This window comes from Kitasatospora sp. HUAS MG31 (genome assembly GCF_040571325.1).
In the GTDB taxonomy this organism is placed as follows: domain Bacteria; phylum Actinomycetota; class Actinomycetes; order Streptomycetales; family Streptomycetaceae; genus Kitasatospora; species Kitasatospora camelliae.
The window spans coordinates 111,216-125,502 of sequence record NZ_CP159873.1 but is presented as its reverse complement, the minus strand read 5'-3'; the positions used below and the strand labels follow the sequence as shown (position 1 = coordinate 125,502).

Sequence of the window (14,287 nt, the reverse complement as noted above, 5' to 3'; positions counted from 1 at the left end):
CTGGGACCGTGAGGGCTGCCATCGGGACATGGCCGGCTCCTTCGCTGGCGTGAAGGACTCCCACGTCTCAGATTGCGCGGACCGCTCATACACGTCAAGCAAAACACGAGTCGGAATGCACGTTTTGTGACATAGGAGCGGTGGAACGTACGAGGACATGGACGGGCACACGTCGCAGCCGAGAATGAACTGGACGTTCCTGACCAATCACGCCCGAGTCCTGGCCGCCATCGCCCGCGACCCCGGCATCCGGCTACGGGACATCGCCGCCCACTGCGAGCTCACCGAACGCGCGGTCCAGGCGATCGTCACCGACCTGGAGAATTCCGACTACCTCGCCCACACCCGCACCGGCCGCCGCAACTCCTACCGGATCAATCCGGATCACCGCCTGCGGCATCCCGCCGACGGCCACCTCAGCGTCGCCGACCTCCTGGCCCTGATGGCCTCCACCAAAGACCGGCCGGATCCCTGATTGCCGTGAGGGCGACGGCCGGTGGTGCTCGCCACCTCGGCCTCGGAACGCGAACTCGGCCTCCTGCGCCGGGTACTCGGCGCGGATTCTTGCTCCGCACGCGGCGTACCGCACCGCCGCCCTGGAACGGGTTTTCCGAGTCGAGGCGGGGCAGACGCGCAGTGCCGGGCCGAACGCGAGGAGTCGAGGTGAGGACGTGCGCCAGGTACCTGCACTCGAACTCGAACTCGACGGCCGCCCGGGATCCGTCCACGCGGCGCGGTCGGCGACCTTGCGCTTCCTCCACGAGGTCGCCAGCCACGACCGCGCCCCGTTGAGCGCCGCGACCCGGCAGGACGCCGTGCTCGTGGTCAGCGAGCTGGTGTGCAACGCGTGCCGTCACGCGCCCGGGCCCTGCTGGCTCAGCGTGGTGGTGACCCCGGAGGCCACCGTGGACATCGCGGTCGAGGACACCAGCCCGCACCTGCCGCGGCCGACCGGCCGGCCCGGCCCAGCCGGGTACGGGCTGGTGGTGGTGACCGCTCTCGGCCGGGGCTTCCACGTGGTGCCCACCGGGACCGGCAAGATCGTCGCGACGACGCTGCACGATCGGTGACCTGCCGCACGGGCCGCGGGTCACGCCAGACAGCCGGGCGAGCACAACCGCCGCCCGTACGCCTCGAAGAGGGCGTCGTTGTCCAGGCCGATCGTCATGGCGTAGTCCAGCAGGTGTGGGTTGGGCTTGTAGGCCTGCACGGAGGCGGTGTTGATGATCGACGCGCCCGGGCGCAGGTGTGGCAGGGCGGCCTTGGTGAGCCAGAACATCCCGTCGGGTCAGCGGGCCGGAAGCGGCGATCGTCGCCTTCACCCAGGGCCTGGCCCAGCAACTGGCACCCGAGGGCATCCTCGTCAACGCGGTCGCCCCCGGGCCGGTGTGGACGCCGCTGATCCCGGCACCATGGACGAACAGAAGGTCGCGCATTTCCGCGAGCAGTCCCCGATGGGCCGCGCCGCCCAGCCCGCCGAAATGGCCCCGGCCTACGTCGTCCTCGCCTTCCAGGAAGCCTCCTACATCACCGGCGAGATCCTCAACGCCACCGGCGGCACCCCCTGCCCTGACCGACTCCCCGCCAACCGTTGGAGGCTCGGTCACCACGTGGGCGCCACCTGGTCACGGCGGCTGCCCTGATCACCCACGCGGCACCCGCCTATGTCGCGGGCGGCTGAAGGGATCGTCCGGGCTCGTGGGTGGCCTTGGGCAGGCCCGCCCGCCAAGCGGGCGTACGGGCACGGCGTTCCTTCCCAGCAGGCAGTAGGGTGAACTGGACTGGAACCCCCGTACGCTCGCGAATCGCCCTCTACGGCGAGCTGCACAAACGGAGAAGTGTCTCGGAGGTTCGCGAATCGCTGCCCCAGACCCCGGCCGCGCCGTTCACGACACGGCGAAGGAGCCGGGGATGGCCATCTCGGGGCAAGCCACCAGACGAACGACCTCGACGTATGCGGCGACGCCCACGGACCGCGCCGCTCCCGCGTCCTCCTACGACGGGGCCTCGCCGTTCCCGCGTGACACCGGTGTCGCTTACGAGCGCACGCCGGACTGGCAGCTGGCGCTTACGGCCGTGGTCGTGGCGTTCCCCTTCATCGCGCTCCTGCTCGCCGGGTGGCTGCTGTGGGGAAGCCTGATCGGCCCGACCGACGTGCTCCTCGCCGTCGCCCTCTACACGGTCACGGGCCTGGGCGTGACGGTGGGATTCCATCGCGGCCTCACCCACCACAGTTTCACCCCCGCCCGTCCGATGAAGATCGCGATGGCGATCGCCGGGTCGATGAGCTTCCAGGGCGATGTGATCGGCTGGGTCGCCACCCACCGCCGCCACCACGCCTTCACCGACCGCCCCGGCGACCCGCACTCCCCGTTCCGCTTCGGCACCAGTCTCGCCGGCGAACTCCGCGGCCTGGTACACGCCCACGTCGGCTGGATGTTCACCGCAGACGTGACCCCGCCGGGCCGCTACGCACCCGACCTGCTGGCCGACCCGGACCTGCGGGCCATCTCACGGGCCTTTCCCTGGCTGTGCCTGCTCTCTCTCGCCATTCCCGTTGGCGTGGGCTGGGCGATCGGCGGCACCTGGCACGCCGCACTGACCGCCCTGCTCTGGGCCGGACTCGTCCGCGTCGCCCTGCTGCAGCACGTGACGTGGAGCGTCAACTCCCTCTGCCACATGATTGGCCAGCGCCCCTTCCGCACCCGCCGTCATGACCGGGCGACCAACCTGTGGCCGCTCGCCCTGCTCTCCTTCGGCGAGAGCTGGCACAACCTGCACCACGCCGAACCCACCTGCGCCCGCCACGGCGTCGACCGTCACCAGATCGACCCCTCCGCGGCCGTCATCCGACTCGCCGAGCACCTCGGATGGGTGCACGACGTGCACTGGCCCGTCCCCGATCGCATCGAAACCCGCCGGCGACCCTGACCTGGAGGCCCCCGTGCCCACCAACCCGCAGACCCTGCAGGTGACCCTCCGCCGCCACCCGCACACCGACCGCGCCACGGTCCGCCCCGTCGGCGACATCGACTCCGGGCAAGTACTCCGCGGGGCCCTCGACCGCTGTCTGCGGGACGGCGTCCGCACCATCGACGTCGACGCGCGCTTCGTCGCGTTCCGCGACACAAGACTCAACGCGTTCCTCGCGGCGGCTTTGTCGCGCGGCTGCGGCCGCCGGGTCGCTGACAGTGCACCACTCGTCCCGTCAGGCCGCCCGGCTGCTCGACATCACCGAGACCCGCTCCCTCCTCCTGGCACCTCTCCGATCGCCGCCCGCGGTGCTCAGCCTGGATCCGTCCGCCGCCAACGTCCTGTGATCATGATGTCCAACCCGCGGCCAGTCGGCACCGCAGGGCCTCAGCGGCGTTGCCGGGCCACCCGGTCGCGACCACCACCAGGTCCTGGAACGCAGGTAGCGGAGGGCACACCGTGCCTGGACCGGGAGTGCTCCGAACAACGCATGCGCGCCGTCCGGCCATATGCGGGCGCACGACGGGTACGCCGTGATTAGTGACCTCATGGCCCAGGCCCTTCGCACTCTTCAAGCCTCGCGTCTGGCGGCGGGCCTGGACGCGATGGGTGAGAGCGCCGCCCGCGCACTGGGCGTGGACGTCCTCACCGTCTCCCTGCGTACGGCCCAAGACCAGAGCGAGCCGCTGTGGTGCTCCGACGACAGCGGGCACCGGTTCGACGACCTACAGTTCACCCTCGGTGAGGGCCCAGCCCGCGACGCCGCCACGAGCGGCGCGTCCGTGTCGGTGCCCGACGTCATCACGATCCCCACCGGCCGGTGGTCCGCACTCGCCCCCGAGATCCAGGCACTGCCGCTCCGGGCGATCTTCTGCTTCCCCCTGGGCATCGGCGCCATCCAGGTGGGCGTCCTCACCGCGGCCCGCCGCACGCCCGGACCGCTCAACGGCCAGCAGAGCGATGACGCCCACGCCCTCGCCTCCGCGCTCACCGCACGCATCCTGGACGGACCTGGCACCCAGCCCGGCATGCTGGAGGCCACAGACCCCCCGGCCCTCCTGCGCGCCGTCGTCCACCAGGCGACCGGAATGCTCAGCGTCCAACTGGGCCTACCCCTGACCCAGGCCCTGCTCCGCCTACGCGCCCATGCCTACGGCGCCGGACGCGACATCGGAGACATCTCGCAGGAGATCGTCGATGGCAGGCTGCGCCTGGCCGAGAATGGGACGGGGGCGCCGTCGACCGACGCGGGGAAGGACTGATCGCGATGACGCGCGTGCAACGGCTGACCGAGGTCTTCGTGGAGGTCGCGAACTCGCTGACCGAGGACTTCGGCGTGATCGAGTTCCTCCAGCAGCTGTGCGAGCGGTGCGTCGAGCTCGTGGATGTCGCCGCGGCCGGCATCCTGCTCGCCGACCAGCACGGCACACTCCTGACGATCGCCGCGTCCGACGAGCGCACCCACATGCTGGAGCTCTTCGCCCTCCAGCACGACCAGGGCCCGTGTGTGGACTGCTACCGCACTGGCGCCGCGCGCACCGGCATCGACCTCACCGATCTGCGGGTCGTGGGCGACTGGGAGCCCTTCGCCGCCCAGGCACGCCGAATCGGCTTCGTGGCCGCCAACGCCATCCCCATGCGCCTGCGGGGCCGGGTGATCGGCACACTGGGCCTCTTCCAGAGCAAACCGGGCCCGTTGGGCTCGGACGACGTCCTTCTTGCCCAGGCACTGGCCGACGTGGCCACCGTCGCGATCCTCCAGCAGCGCACACTGGCCGACAGTGAAACCGAACGTGGCCAGCTCCAGTACGCACTGACCAGCCGCATCGTCGTCGAACAGGTCAAGGGCATCCTCGCCGAACGCTGGCGGGTGCCGCTCGACACCGCGTTCGCCGCGCTCCGCTCCTACGCACGCGCCAACCGGCTCCAACTGGCCACCCTCGCCCGGAGCATCGCCGACGGCGCCTTCGACACCGGCCGGATCCCGCGCCCCCACGCTACGCAAGAACCGCCTCCGGCCACCGACTGACCGACAGGCCGCGAGCATCGACAAGACGCGTGGCCCGGCGGCGCGACATGACTGCCCGTGGGGTGACTGCGCCCAAGTCGTCCATGGACCGCTTTGCCGGTTCACCAGTAGTGGCGGCGGCCTCCGACCTCGTGGCCGACGGCGCCGAGGATCCACAGGATCAGTCCGATGACGACCAGGACGATGCCGATCGTCCACAGGAAGCCGATGCCTGCGACCAAGCCGATGAGAGAAGGATGACTCCGCATCGGCTCTCTCGCTCGGCGTCCGCGCAGCAAGGTCAAAGGGGGACGTCACACCGGCCGAGCAGAGTGCCGCAACGGGACCGGCGAGCAGTGCGCGCGTGGCCGGCAGCATCGGCTGTCCGGGCCTGCCCTGGCTCAGCGGAGGATCGCGTCTGCGGCTTTCTTGAGTGAGCTCGGCTGCTCGGGCCGACGGGGCGCTGTGGCGCGGGCCCCCAGCATGCGAGCCCGGGTGCGGGCCGTCACCGGCACCGTGCCGGAGTTCACCCACCGGGCGGGCCTCCGCCCCGTTGCCCCGGCCGGCCGCCGGGGCGAGCACGCATGCGCAGCGGCCACGGCGCCAGGCACAGGATCGACCTGAACGCCTGGCCGCGCAGGTCCGCGAGCATGGTCGGCAAGTGTCAGTCCGGCCTGCGGTCGCCGGATGGGCGGGCGGTGTCGAGGGCGTCGCGCAGGGCGTACAGGTCGTCGGTGGTGGCGAGTTCGGCGAAGCGGGCCAGCAGGCGGCGGACGGTTCGGTCGTCGCCGTCGCGCACGGCCTCGGTGATCGCTTCGATCAGGGCTGCCTGTCCGTCCCAGGCCGTCTCCGGTGCCACGGGCGCCGGGTGTTCCACTGCCGCCTCCCTGCGCGGTGTCGCTCGTTTCTCCCGCTGCGCGGCGGCGGCTCGGGGGTTGCCGCCGCCGCGCAGCGGGAGAGTACCTCACTCGCGGGCTCAGCAAAATCTATGCGCGCCGGAGTAGACATTGCGTGTGGGCGGGTCTAACGTTTCTCTCGTAGACAGCAGTCGGCGATACCGGCCAGACACGAACTGGCCGGGGTTGTTGGACAGAAGTTCGCAGTTCGGTCCGGCAGTGGAGTTCCGAAGCCAGGTAGGTGCAGGACGGCGACGGGGCTGGCTGCCGGACCGGGCGGCCCGCAGGTATCAGGGGCCGCCACCAGCGGTACCCGTAGTACGCAGTTCAGCAGGTGCAGTACCAGCAGTACGAAGTGACAGGTCAGTACAGAGGATGAACGGAGGGCGCAAGCGCCATCAGGATCGCCCGGCCCGTGAACACTCGCCGGGCGGACACCGCAGACCCCAACGCAAGGACGGTGGTTTCCGGTCACGCATACGCGATCCCCGCACACCCCCTCCCCGGGGGCAGTGCGGAAGTAACAGGACCGGCCTCAGGCTGGTAGATGGTGTTGTTCCCCTTCGGGGCCCCGGAGCCGACACGGCCCCGGGGCCCCTCGACGCGTTCTCCCCGAGAACCAGAGAGGTGCAGTGACTACAACGGCCAGCCCCGACACACCCGACAAACTCGACGACGACGACTACCCCGCCTACACCATGGGCCGCGCCGCCGAGATGACCGGCACCACCCCCGGCTTCCTACGAGCCCTCGGCGAACACCGCCTCATCACCCCACTACGCTCCGACGGCGGCCACCGCCGCTACTCCCGCTACCAACTACGCATCGCCATGCGCGCCCGCGACCTCGTCGACCAGGGCACCCCCATCGAAGCCGCCTGCCGCATCGTCATCCTCGAAGACCAACTCGAGGAAGCCCTGCGCCTCAACGAACAACTCCGCCGCTCCCAGCGCGACCAGGAGCCCACCGCGGACACCTGACCGGATCGGCAACCTCGCCTACAGCCGCAGGCGGAGCCTATGGACAGATTCTGCAGGCTCCGTCGCGCGCTCCGTGTCCGTTTCGTCAACGCGGTGCCCTGGACGAAACCGCCCGGCCAGAGCAGGCTCACCATCCGAAGACTCCCCCGTCGGAAGGGGGGCGCCCATGCCCGCCGGACACGGCTTGCGAGCCGAGAACACCGGCCCCACCGGATTGCCACTGCGGATCACGACCACGAGAACCGGCAGGAGCGCCCAGCTCCTCCACCTCGCAGGCGAGGTCGACCAGGACCAGCGCCGGGCGCTGGAGCACGCACTCGCACGCGCGGTGGCCGATCGCCCCACGCGGCTGGTCGTCGACATGGCGGCCCCGGCGTTCTGCGATTCCACCACTCAGAGCGTGCCGAGGTCGCGGACAACCTGCGCGAACGCCCTGATCAGGTCGTTCTCCGATTCACCGTGCCACACCAGCCCATAGTCCAGTGCGTCCATGTCGCGGATCGGCAGCCAGTCGATGTCCGGGCGGGCCCAGTAGCGGCTCACGTGGACGGGGAAGGTGTTGACGATCTCGCCGGCGCTGACGAGGGTGAAGATGTCGTCGATGGTGTCGACCTGTGCGCCCCTCTCGATCACCCGGCCCTTGGGGGTGTGTGGCGGCGTGTAGCTGTCGGCCCAGTACTCGGGGAGAGTCTGGCTCGCGGAGGTCTGGAAGTCGCCGAGCATCTCCAGGCTTGCCGAGGCGCGTCCTGCCAGCTCGTGGTCGAGGGACACCGCCAGCACTCTGGTCTCGGCGAACAGCTTCGGGCCGGTGACCAGGTCGGCTTCCAGGACGGGAAGCCAGGAGACCAGGATGTCGATGTCTCCGTGGCGCAGTCCGGCGAAGGGCTCGGCGAAGGGGGCGTGCCGCAGCTTGAGCCCCCATTGGGGGTGGCGGGCGCGGAAGGTCTCCCAGTAGTGGCGCAGGTCGTGGGCGTTGCCGGGGATCATGCCGATGCGCAGCACGTCGGTCTTGCCCTGGGCTGCCAGCCTGGCCCGTTCCACGCTCTCCTTCAGGCCCCGGTAGATTGGTACCAGATCCTTCCGCAGCCGTTCACCTGTGGGCGTCAGCCGTACGTTGCGGCTGTCGCGCTGGAACAGCTCGACGCCGATGCTCCGCTCCTGCTGCTTGATGGCCTGACTCACCCGTGCGGACGAGACGTACAGCCGCTGAGCGGTCCGCCCGAAGTGCAGTTCCTCGGCCAGCGTCAGAAATATCTCGATGTCCCGCAGTTCCATGGATCCCCACCCCGTTGACCGGCCGCTCGACCCCGAGCGCGAGCAAGGGTGGCACGTCGGCGCCCCCGCTGCAACGCGAAGACGATCTTCGGTGGGTGGTCCTCGGTGGCGATCCCGCAGTTCAGAGAGAGGTGAGGAAAGAGCCGATGTTAGGGGCGCCCGCAGGTCGACCCGCGCGGCCCGACTGACCAACGGGCAGCCACTGCCAACGATCTGACGCTGCCGAAGACGATCTGCCGGGGTCGTCGACACGGAACGTCCGCGCTCGACGACCCCGGTCCGGTATCGCTCGCCTCGTCAGTGCACGCACCGGGTGAGGATGTTGGCGATCCCGGCGAGTCCGAACCACTGCCCGCTCTCGTTGTGGACCTCGGCCACGGCGCCCTGGTGGTCGTCGTCAGCCGTCGCCTGATCCACCAACAGCTTTTGGGAAGCGGCGTGTTCGCGCTTCCGGTGGCCCTGGCCACTCGCGGTGGAGGAGTATCCGATGCCGCCGACCAGTCCGACGACGGTCATGGTGGCCACGACGAGGGCGAGCCTCTTCTCCAGCCCCACGGGGCTCTCCTTTCGCGGGACGCGGCCGCTACCAGAAACGGATGGACAGGCCCTCACCTGTTATCTCCCAGGATGCCCCGGCCTTCAGGCCGGTGTCCGGCAAGCGGCAGGGGCGACCGGTCGGGCTGCCCCGGTTCAAGTCCCGCAAGGACAACCGACAGTCCCTCCGCTTCACCCGCACTGGTGGGCGGCGGCCGGGTCCCCAGAGCTTGGACGGCTCCGAAGCGTTTGACGATCCCTTCGACGGCGATCCCAGCTCCTGGCGGGCGGCCGACGGCGGCCCGGGTGGATGGGTTCCGGGGGTGGCCATCGGGGCCTCACGTGCTGGGACTGGGTGCGACTGGTGCGGACCGGCGCAGAGAGTTTGCTTTCCTGCACCGGTCCTGAACTGGCGTTAGGTCAGCTGCACTTGACGCCGGCGGCTCAGTGTTCGGGCCGTCGACACGAACACCGAGGGCGGACGGGAGCCGATCCCGCTACGGCGTGCCGCTGACGCGTGCTGGTCCGGGTCGGCGTACCCGGTAGCCGGCTCGGGGTGACCACTGGCGCCCCGCATGACGTCGGGCAGCGCACCGTGCAGCTTCGCGAAGATCTGGGGAGCATCGAGTTGGTCCGCGACAGTCCGGGACGGCACCGGCACCGCGACCAGTTCCGCGGAGCGGATTGCGTCCTTCATCGCCCGCCTCGTGGTCTTCGCGTCTTTGCTGAGCGCGCTGCGGCCAGGGCCCGCCCCGGGTGCTGTGCTTCCGCACGCGCCCGGGCCTCCGGTCATGTGGCTGCCAGGAGGATGGCGGTGTAGTGCGCGGTGAAGGCGGCGATGGTGAGGGCGTGGAAGACCTCGTGGAAGCCGAACCAGGACGGTGAAGGGTCGGGGCGTCTGAGTCCGTAGACGACGGCGCCTGCGGTGTAGAGGAGGCCGCCGGCGATGACGAGGACGACGACCGCGGTGCCGCCGGTGCGTGCGAAGTCGGGCAGATAGAAGACCGCTAGCCAGCCCAGGGCGATGTAGCAGGGGATGTACAGCCACCGGGGCGCCCCGAGCCACAGTGTGCGGAAGGAGATGCCGGCCAGGGCGCCCGCCCACACCGCGGTCAGCAGCACCACCTGCTGGCGCGCGGGCAGCAGCAGCACCGCCAGCGGGGTGTAGGTGCCGGCGATGATCAGGAAGATGTTCGCGTGGTCCAGCCGCCGCAGGACCGCCTCCCCGCGCGGACCCCATGTTCTCCGGTGGTAGACGGCGCTGGTGGCGAACAGCAGGCAGGCCGACAGCGCGTACACCGAGCAGGCCGCCGCTGCGGGAGCACGGTGTGAGAGGGCGATCAGGACGATGCCACCGGCCAGCGAGAGGGGGAACACGCCGGCATGCAGCCAGCCGCGCATTCTCGGCCTCAGTACTGCCGCCGCGTGCTCCACGCCGCCCTCCAGGTCGCGGGCTTCCTGTCTGGCAGCCGTCCCGGCCGGCGAGTCGACCGCGGGAGTACGAAGGGTGCCGGGGCAGGGCGCGGACTCCCGTCCGTGTGCCGGTGGCTGGGCGTCTTCGCCGATCACGCGCTCATTTTATGAAGCCTGCGGAAGAATGCGGCCGACGCCGCCCCGAGACGATTCGCATCGTGCTGGATGACATCGCCCACGGTCCGCTCCCCGAAATCGGCTTCGAGGCCGATCGGCGCCAGCACAGACCGCCTCGTGCAGCAGATCGCGCAGACGGCCAGCGGCTCCGTGTGCATCCCCGAATGGTTCGGGAGGGTGTGGGTGGCCGGGGGAGTGGCGACCAGGCCTGGGGGCGAGGTCCGGGCCACGGTGTTGAGCTTGCGGTGCACCGGGCCCGTTCGCGCGCCGGGCCGCGGTGACGTACCCGGTGGAGAACAGATCCGTGGCCGAGAACCGTCGTCGAGGTGCAACCGTGGCCAGCCGTAGGGGCAGCACGGTGTTGTCAGTGGCCACTTGCCGCTTGCCTGTCCGGAATCGGAGGCGTGTCGGTTGCCAGGAATGTCGTCTGCTACTTCCCGTCCTTCTCTGGGCGGATCGGCGGCGCAGCCGCGCACCCGATGCACGGGACGACCAGTGGCGCCGGGGCAGGGCCCACCGTGGTGACGCGGCTCGCGACACGGCGTCGCCGTGCCGAATCGCGTGCCCGCGTGCGCTCACTCGGCCGACTGACCAGACTGGAGATACGGCTTGCGGCGCTCCCGAGCGCCGAGAGTGCCCGCTCCCTGCGGATCTGCACCTGCGGCTACCCGGGTGCCGGTGTGTGACGGGACATCACGACGTCCCTGCGCCGGCGGGATCAGGGCCTCTGGCCGCATCGCGTTTGTCCGGCGCTCGCCGGGAGCTTGGCAGTGCGGGGGCGACGCTCCTGTCGCGGGCACGGCCCCTCGCACCGCCGTGCGTGACCCCTGGCATGGTGCCCGACCGGGTAACACGGGTCGAAGGGATGACTTCATGAACACCACCACCAAGGTCGCTCTGGGCGTCGCGGTCGCCGGCGGATATGTACTCGGACGCATGAAGAAGGGGCGGTTGGCCTTCGCCGTGGCGACGTACATCGCCGGACGCCGGGTCGGGCTCGATCCGCGGCAGCTCGCCACTGAGGGGCTCAAGAAGCTGGGTGAGGTTCCCCAGGTCGCGGACCTCAGCAAACAGGTCAAGGGGGAGTTCCTGGAGACGGGCAAGAAAGCATTGGCCGCCGCAGCCAACCGCCGCGTCAGCGAGCTCGCGGACTCCCTGCACGAGCGCACTCTCAACATCGGCAAGCCGAAGCCCGCAGACGAGGAGCCCGACGAGCCGGAGGGCGACGACCAGGAGGAGCCGGAAGACGAGGGGCCGGAGGACGAGGTAGAGGAGGAGCCGGAGGACGAGGACGAGGAGGTACCTGAGGACGAGCCGTCAGAGGAGACCGAGGAGCCGGAGGACGAGGACCAGGAGGAGCCGCCGCGGAAGCGGGCTGCGCGGCGTGGCGCCGCCACGAGCGGTGACCGTGCCGGGCGTACCGCGCGGTCGGCCCCCGGGGCCCAGCCCGAGCCCGAACGCAAGCCTGCGAAGAAGGCGCCGGCCAGGAAGTCGACCACGGCCGCCAAGAAGGCGCCGGCGAAGACCCCTCCCGCCAAGCGCTCGACGAGCCGCACGGGCTCGGCCAAGGCCCCGGGCAAGAAGACCGCGGACCCGAAGGCGGCCGCCCCGGGCAAGAAGACAGCGGCGAAGAAGACAGCGGCGAAGAAGACAGCATCCGGCACGTCCGCCACGCGCTCGAGCCGGAGGAGGTAGGCGATGGCCACGACGGACCGTGAGTCGCCCGAGAAGTCGGGTTTCGACACGTTGCGTGAGGAGGCCGTGCACTATCTCGGGGCCCAGATGGAGCACCTGGTCGAGAAGGCGGGCGACAAGGTCTCAGACCTCGCGGGCCAGCTCGGGGAGGTCGCGGAGAACGGGGGTGTGCTGCCGAAGGTCGGCGCCCGTGTCCTGCAGGGAGAATCGCCGCTCAAGGCCTTCCTCGGAGAGAAGGCGAAGAGCATCAAGGACAACGTCGTCGACAAGGTCAAGGGGATGTTCGGCGGGGGCGGCAAGCCCGGGCGGAAGTCCGGCAAGAAGCCGATGAACATGATCGAGACCCTCGACGTCGGCGTGCCCGTGCGCACCGCGTACGACCACTGGACGAAGTACGAGGACTTCAGCGGCTTCGCCAAGGGGGTGCTGAGCGTCTCCCAGGGCGACGAGGTCACCACCGACTGGAAGGTCAAGGTCGGACCGTCCAAGCGCAGTTTCAAGGCCACCGTGCAGGAGCAGGTGCCGGACGAGCGCATCGTGTGGACGTCGCAGGGCGCGAAGGGCAGTACCCGCGGCGCTGTGAGCTTCCACGAGATCACTCCCACGCTGACCCGCATCGTCCTCGTCGTCGAGTACTACCCCGCGGGCTTCGCCTTGGGCGTGTCTCAGTAGTAGTGGCGGCGGCTGCCGACCTGGTGGCCGACGGCACCCAGGATCCAGAGGATCAGGCCGATGACGACCAGGACGATGCCGATGGTCCACAGGATGGCGATGCTGGTGAGGAATCCGATGACGAGGAGGATGACTCCCAGGATGATCACGATGACCTCCGTTGTGCGTTCCCCCCTGCCGATGTGGGTGCTCCGTCGGTGTGGAGGTGTTGCGTCGCCTTTCCTGTGTTCCGCTGGTGTCTTTGAGGAGTTGTGTGCGGTGCCGTTCCGGTCTCGGCGGCGCCGTTGTAGGTGGCCAGAGCGGTGACGAGGCCGATTCGAGGAGCGGTCCAGGGCCCGGGCTCGTTATGTCCTGTCGTGGCACAGGGCATCGCGGTCGGGGCTGGGGGGTGTTTTCGGGGTGTGGAGGTCGTCGATGGTGATGTCGACGGTTGTGACGGCGAGTCCCAGGGTGTGTTGGGCGTTGTGCAGGACGGCTTGGCGGACCTGGTCGGCCTGGGGGAGCAGTGGGTGGGACGGGTCGGCGGTGAGGGTCATGGTGGCGTGGATGGTTCTGCCGTCGGGGGCGGGTGTGAGGCGGCAGCTGCCTGCCCGGGCGGTGCCGGCGTTGTCGGCGGCGCGACGCAGTGTTTTGGCGGCGGTGTTCTCGTCGATGCGACGGCTGTGGGCGGGGTCGCCACAGGAAAGCTGTCGTCCCCTTCGGTGTTCGGCCCGTACCGCTCGCATGACCTGCTCTGTCAGGGCCGTGTCCTGGCCGGCGGGTCCCAGGGCGCGCAGGGCCTCGGTGGCCTGACGCAGGAGACGCTGCCTCTGGACGCCGTCTGGGTCGTCGGGACTGCCCGGGCTCCGGCCGGTGCCGGTGCCGGGACCGGTCGGTGTCGGGTCGGCTGCGCGGGGCGGGCGGTGTTCTAGCGCCATGGGTCCATCGCCTCCGCCAGGGATCGGCGTGCGCGGAACAGCCTGCCGCGCACCGTCTGTTCGCTGACGCCGAGGGTTCGTGCGATCTCGCCGTAGTGCATGTCGTGCAGTTCGCGCAGGATCCAGCAGGCCCGCTGGCCGGGGTCGATGCCGGCCAGTGCGCGGGCGAGTGCGCGTGCTGCGGCGTGCGCCTCGGCCACCTGCTCCGGGGCTCCGAGCGCGGGGAAGGCTGCGAGTTCGGGCCAGACGTCGAGGGGGACGGGGGGCACGGGACGGCTGCGCAGGAGGCTGAGGCAGCGGTTGCTGACGATGCGGTAGAGCCACGTGCGGAATGCGGCGTCGCCCCGGAAGTCCGGCAGTCGCCGCCACGCGCTGAGGAGGGACTCCTGGACGACGTCCTCGGCGTCCTGCCGGTTGCCGGTCAGGTGCCAGGCGAGGGCGAGGAGGGCGGCGCTGTGGCGGCCTATCAGGACGGCGAAGGCGTCGTCGTCGCCTTCCGCCGCACGGACCGCGAGGAGCTGGTCGCTGACCGGGCCGGTGCGCTCCGGGTGGGTTGTGCCGGACGGGGGCGGGAAGCGCCGGGGCGCGGCCGGGCGGTCGCGTCGGGCGGAGGGCCGGGGCGGCGCAGGCCGCTCGCGGAAGCCGGCGGTGGTGTGGGTTTGTGCTGTGCTCATCGTGGCGTCCGGTCGCCGGTGCTGTGTGCCCCCTCCTCTCGTCTGTCCGCAATCCGGCCAGTTATGCCGAGAG

The 14,287-nt window shown here is 70.3% G+C and carries 18 protein-coding genes and 2 pseudogenes; 10 read left to right on the top strand and 10 right to left on the bottom strand.

From position 1 onward, the window contains the following. The first annotated feature begins 157 nt into the window (after window positions 1–157). Both ABWK59_RS36185 and ABWK59_RS36180 read left to right on the top strand, forming a co-directional pair. Window positions 158–475: a helix-turn-helix transcriptional regulator gene (locus ABWK59_RS36185; RefSeq protein ID WP_354645313.1), complete on the top strand. Its 318-nt coding sequence runs from the start codon at window positions 158–160 to the stop codon at window positions 473–475. A gap of 196 nt (window positions 476–671) precedes the next feature. Beyond that, complete coding sequence (locus tag ABWK59_RS36180; protein WP_354645312.1) at window positions 672–1,070, top strand: ATP-binding protein; 399 nt, start codon at window positions 672–674, stop codon at window positions 1,068–1,070. 86 nt (window positions 1,071–1,156) lie between these two features. Here ABWK59_RS36180 and ABWK59_RS36175 read toward each other — a convergent pair. Then, window positions 1,157–1,282 (bottom strand): annotated as a pseudogene (locus ABWK59_RS36175) (NAD(P)-dependent dehydrogenase); the annotation flags it as partial. A gap of 17 nt (window positions 1,283–1,299) precedes the next feature. On the opposite strand from ABWK59_RS36175, the pseudogene ABWK59_RS36170 reads away from it, so the two are divergent. From ABWK59_RS36170 to ABWK59_RS36150, 5 genes and pseudogenes are all read left to right on the top strand, one after another. Then, window positions 1,300–1,571: pseudogene (locus tag ABWK59_RS36170) on the top strand (SDR family oxidoreductase); the annotation flags it as partial. A 340-nt stretch (window positions 1,572–1,911) separates the two neighbouring features. Continuing rightward, on the top strand, window positions 1,912–2,931 hold the full coding sequence (locus ABWK59_RS36165; protein WP_354645311.1) for an acyl-CoA desaturase: 1,020 nt from the start codon (window positions 1,912–1,914) through the stop codon (window positions 2,929–2,931). Window positions 2,932–3,191: 260 nt separating this feature from the next. Further along, a complete protein-coding gene (locus tag ABWK59_RS36160) occupies window positions 3,192–3,320 on the top strand; it encodes a hypothetical protein (RefSeq protein ID WP_354645310.1) in 129 nt (42 codons plus the stop codon). Between the two features lie 201 nt (window positions 3,321–3,521). Next, a complete protein-coding gene (locus ABWK59_RS36155; protein ID WP_354645309.1) occupies window positions 3,522–4,235 on the top strand; it encodes an ANTAR domain-containing protein in 714 nt (237 codons plus the stop codon). A 5-nt stretch (window positions 4,236–4,240) separates the two neighbouring features. Then, entirely contained in the window at window positions 4,241–5,002 is a 762-nt protein-coding gene (locus ABWK59_RS36150) for a GAF and ANTAR domain-containing protein (RefSeq protein ID WP_354645308.1), read from the top strand. Between the two features lie 101 nt (window positions 5,003–5,103). Here the strand turns inward: ABWK59_RS36150 and ABWK59_RS36145 are convergent, their stop codons facing one another. Next, a complete protein-coding gene (locus tag ABWK59_RS36145; protein ID WP_354645307.1) occupies window positions 5,104–5,250 on the bottom strand; it encodes a DUF6131 family protein in 147 nt (48 codons plus the stop codon). A gap of 395 nt (window positions 5,251–5,645) precedes the next feature. Then, window positions 5,646–5,840 (bottom strand): hypothetical protein, encoded by a 195-nt coding sequence (locus ABWK59_RS36140; protein WP_354645306.1) that lies wholly within the window; start codon window positions 5,838–5,840, stop codon window positions 5,646–5,648. 735 nt (window positions 5,841–6,575) lie between these two features. Between ABWK59_RS36140 and ABWK59_RS36135 the strand changes: the two genes are divergently transcribed. Beyond that, entirely contained in the window at window positions 6,576–6,857 is a 282-nt protein-coding gene (locus ABWK59_RS36135) for a MerR family transcriptional regulator (RefSeq protein WP_354645380.1), read from the top strand. A 393-nt stretch (window positions 6,858–7,250) separates the two neighbouring features. Here ABWK59_RS36135 and ABWK59_RS36130 read toward each other — a convergent pair whose 3' ends face one another. From ABWK59_RS36130 to ABWK59_RS36115, 4 genes are all read right to left on the bottom strand, one after another. After that, on the bottom strand, window positions 7,251–8,132 hold the full coding sequence (locus ABWK59_RS36130; protein ID WP_354645305.1) for a LysR family transcriptional regulator: 882 nt from the start codon (window positions 8,130–8,132) through the stop codon (window positions 7,251–7,253). A 297-nt stretch (window positions 8,133–8,429) separates the two neighbouring features. Beyond that, complete coding sequence (locus tag ABWK59_RS36125) at window positions 8,430–8,687, bottom strand: hypothetical protein (RefSeq protein ID WP_354645303.1); 258 nt, start codon at window positions 8,685–8,687, stop codon at window positions 8,430–8,432. A 768-nt stretch (window positions 8,688–9,455) separates the two neighbouring features. Next, window positions 9,456–10,235, bottom strand: coding sequence for a PAQR family membrane homeostasis protein TrhA (gene trhA, locus ABWK59_RS36120; protein ID WP_420492970.1), 780 nt, complete (start codon window positions 10,233–10,235; stop codon window positions 9,456–9,458). Continuing rightward, window positions 10,232–10,414, bottom strand: a complete 183-nt coding sequence (locus tag ABWK59_RS36115; RefSeq protein WP_354645302.1) for a hypothetical protein — start codon at window positions 10,412–10,414, stop codon at window positions 10,232–10,234. Before ABWK59_RS36115 ends, trhA begins: the two co-directional genes overlap by 4 nt. Before the next feature lie 715 nt (window positions 10,415–11,129). On the opposite strand from ABWK59_RS36115, the gene ABWK59_RS36110 reads away from it, so the two are divergent. Both ABWK59_RS36110 and ABWK59_RS36105 read left to right on the top strand, forming a co-directional pair. Next, entirely contained in the window at window positions 11,130–11,951 is an 822-nt protein-coding gene (locus tag ABWK59_RS36110; RefSeq protein WP_354645301.1) for a histone protein, read from the top strand. A gap of 3 nt (window positions 11,952–11,954) precedes the next feature. Further along, window positions 11,955–12,623 (top strand): SRPBCC family protein, encoded by a 669-nt coding sequence (locus ABWK59_RS36105; RefSeq protein ID WP_354645300.1) that lies wholly within the window; start codon window positions 11,955–11,957, stop codon window positions 12,621–12,623. Here ABWK59_RS36105 and ABWK59_RS36100 read toward each other — a convergent pair. The 3 genes from ABWK59_RS36100 to ABWK59_RS36090 form a co-directional block, all read right to left on the bottom strand. Further along, complete coding sequence (locus tag ABWK59_RS36100; protein ID WP_354645299.1) at window positions 12,617–12,772, bottom strand: DUF6131 family protein; 156 nt, start codon at window positions 12,770–12,772, stop codon at window positions 12,617–12,619. The two genes, ABWK59_RS36105 and ABWK59_RS36100, sit on opposite strands and share 7 nt — an antisense overlap. A gap of 195 nt (window positions 12,773–12,967) precedes the next feature. Further along, window positions 12,968–13,159, bottom strand: a complete 192-nt coding sequence (locus ABWK59_RS36095; protein WP_354645298.1) for a hypothetical protein — start codon at window positions 13,157–13,159, stop codon at window positions 12,968–12,970. 371 nt (window positions 13,160–13,530) lie between these two features. Next, complete coding sequence (locus ABWK59_RS36090) at window positions 13,531–14,214, bottom strand: RNA polymerase sigma factor (RefSeq protein WP_354645297.1); 684 nt, start codon at window positions 14,212–14,214, stop codon at window positions 13,531–13,533. Window positions 14,215–14,287: the final 73 nt, after the last annotated feature.

Excerpts from the sequence above, each read along its gene's own strand:
- ABWK59_RS36185 (WP_354645313.1), top strand. The coding sequence starts at position 158 with ATGGACGGGCACACGTCGCAGCCGAGAATGAACTGGACGTTCCTGACC.
- ABWK59_RS36165 (WP_354645311.1), top strand. The coding sequence starts at position 1,912 with ATGGCCATCTCGGGGCAAGCCACCAGACGAACGACCTCGACGTATGCG.
- ABWK59_RS36115 (WP_354645302.1), bottom strand. The coding sequence starts at position 10,414 with ATGCACACGGAGCCGCTGGCCGTCTGCGCGATCTGCTGCACGAGGCGG.
- ABWK59_RS36135 (WP_354645380.1), top strand. The coding sequence starts at position 6,576 with ATGGGCCGCGCCGCCGAGATGACCGGCACCACCCCCGGCTTCCTACGA.
- ABWK59_RS36095 (WP_354645298.1), bottom strand. The coding sequence starts at position 13,159 with ATGACCCTCACCGCCGACCCGTCCCACCCACTGCTCCCCCAGGCCGAC.
- ABWK59_RS36150 (WP_354645308.1), top strand. The coding sequence starts at position 4,241 with ATGACGCGCGTGCAACGGCTGACCGAGGTCTTCGTGGAGGTCGCGAAC.
- ABWK59_RS36130 (WP_354645305.1), bottom strand. The coding sequence starts at position 8,132 with ATGGAACTGCGGGACATCGAGATATTTCTGACGCTGGCCGAGGAACTG.
- ABWK59_RS36090 (WP_354645297.1), bottom strand. The coding sequence starts at position 14,214 with ATGAGCACAGCACAAACCCACACCACCGCCGGCTTCCGCGAGCGGCCT.
- ABWK59_RS36110 (WP_354645301.1), top strand. The coding sequence starts at position 11,130 with ATGAACACCACCACCAAGGTCGCTCTGGGCGTCGCGGTCGCCGGCGGA.
- ABWK59_RS36145 (WP_354645307.1), bottom strand. The coding sequence starts at position 5,250 with ATGCGGAGTCATCCTTCTCTCATCGGCTTGGTCGCAGGCATCGGCTTC.
- ABWK59_RS36155 (WP_354645309.1), top strand. The coding sequence starts at position 3,522 with ATGGCCCAGGCCCTTCGCACTCTTCAAGCCTCGCGTCTGGCGGCGGGC.
- ABWK59_RS36105 (WP_354645300.1), top strand. The coding sequence starts at position 11,955 with ATGGCCACGACGGACCGTGAGTCGCCCGAGAAGTCGGGTTTCGACACG.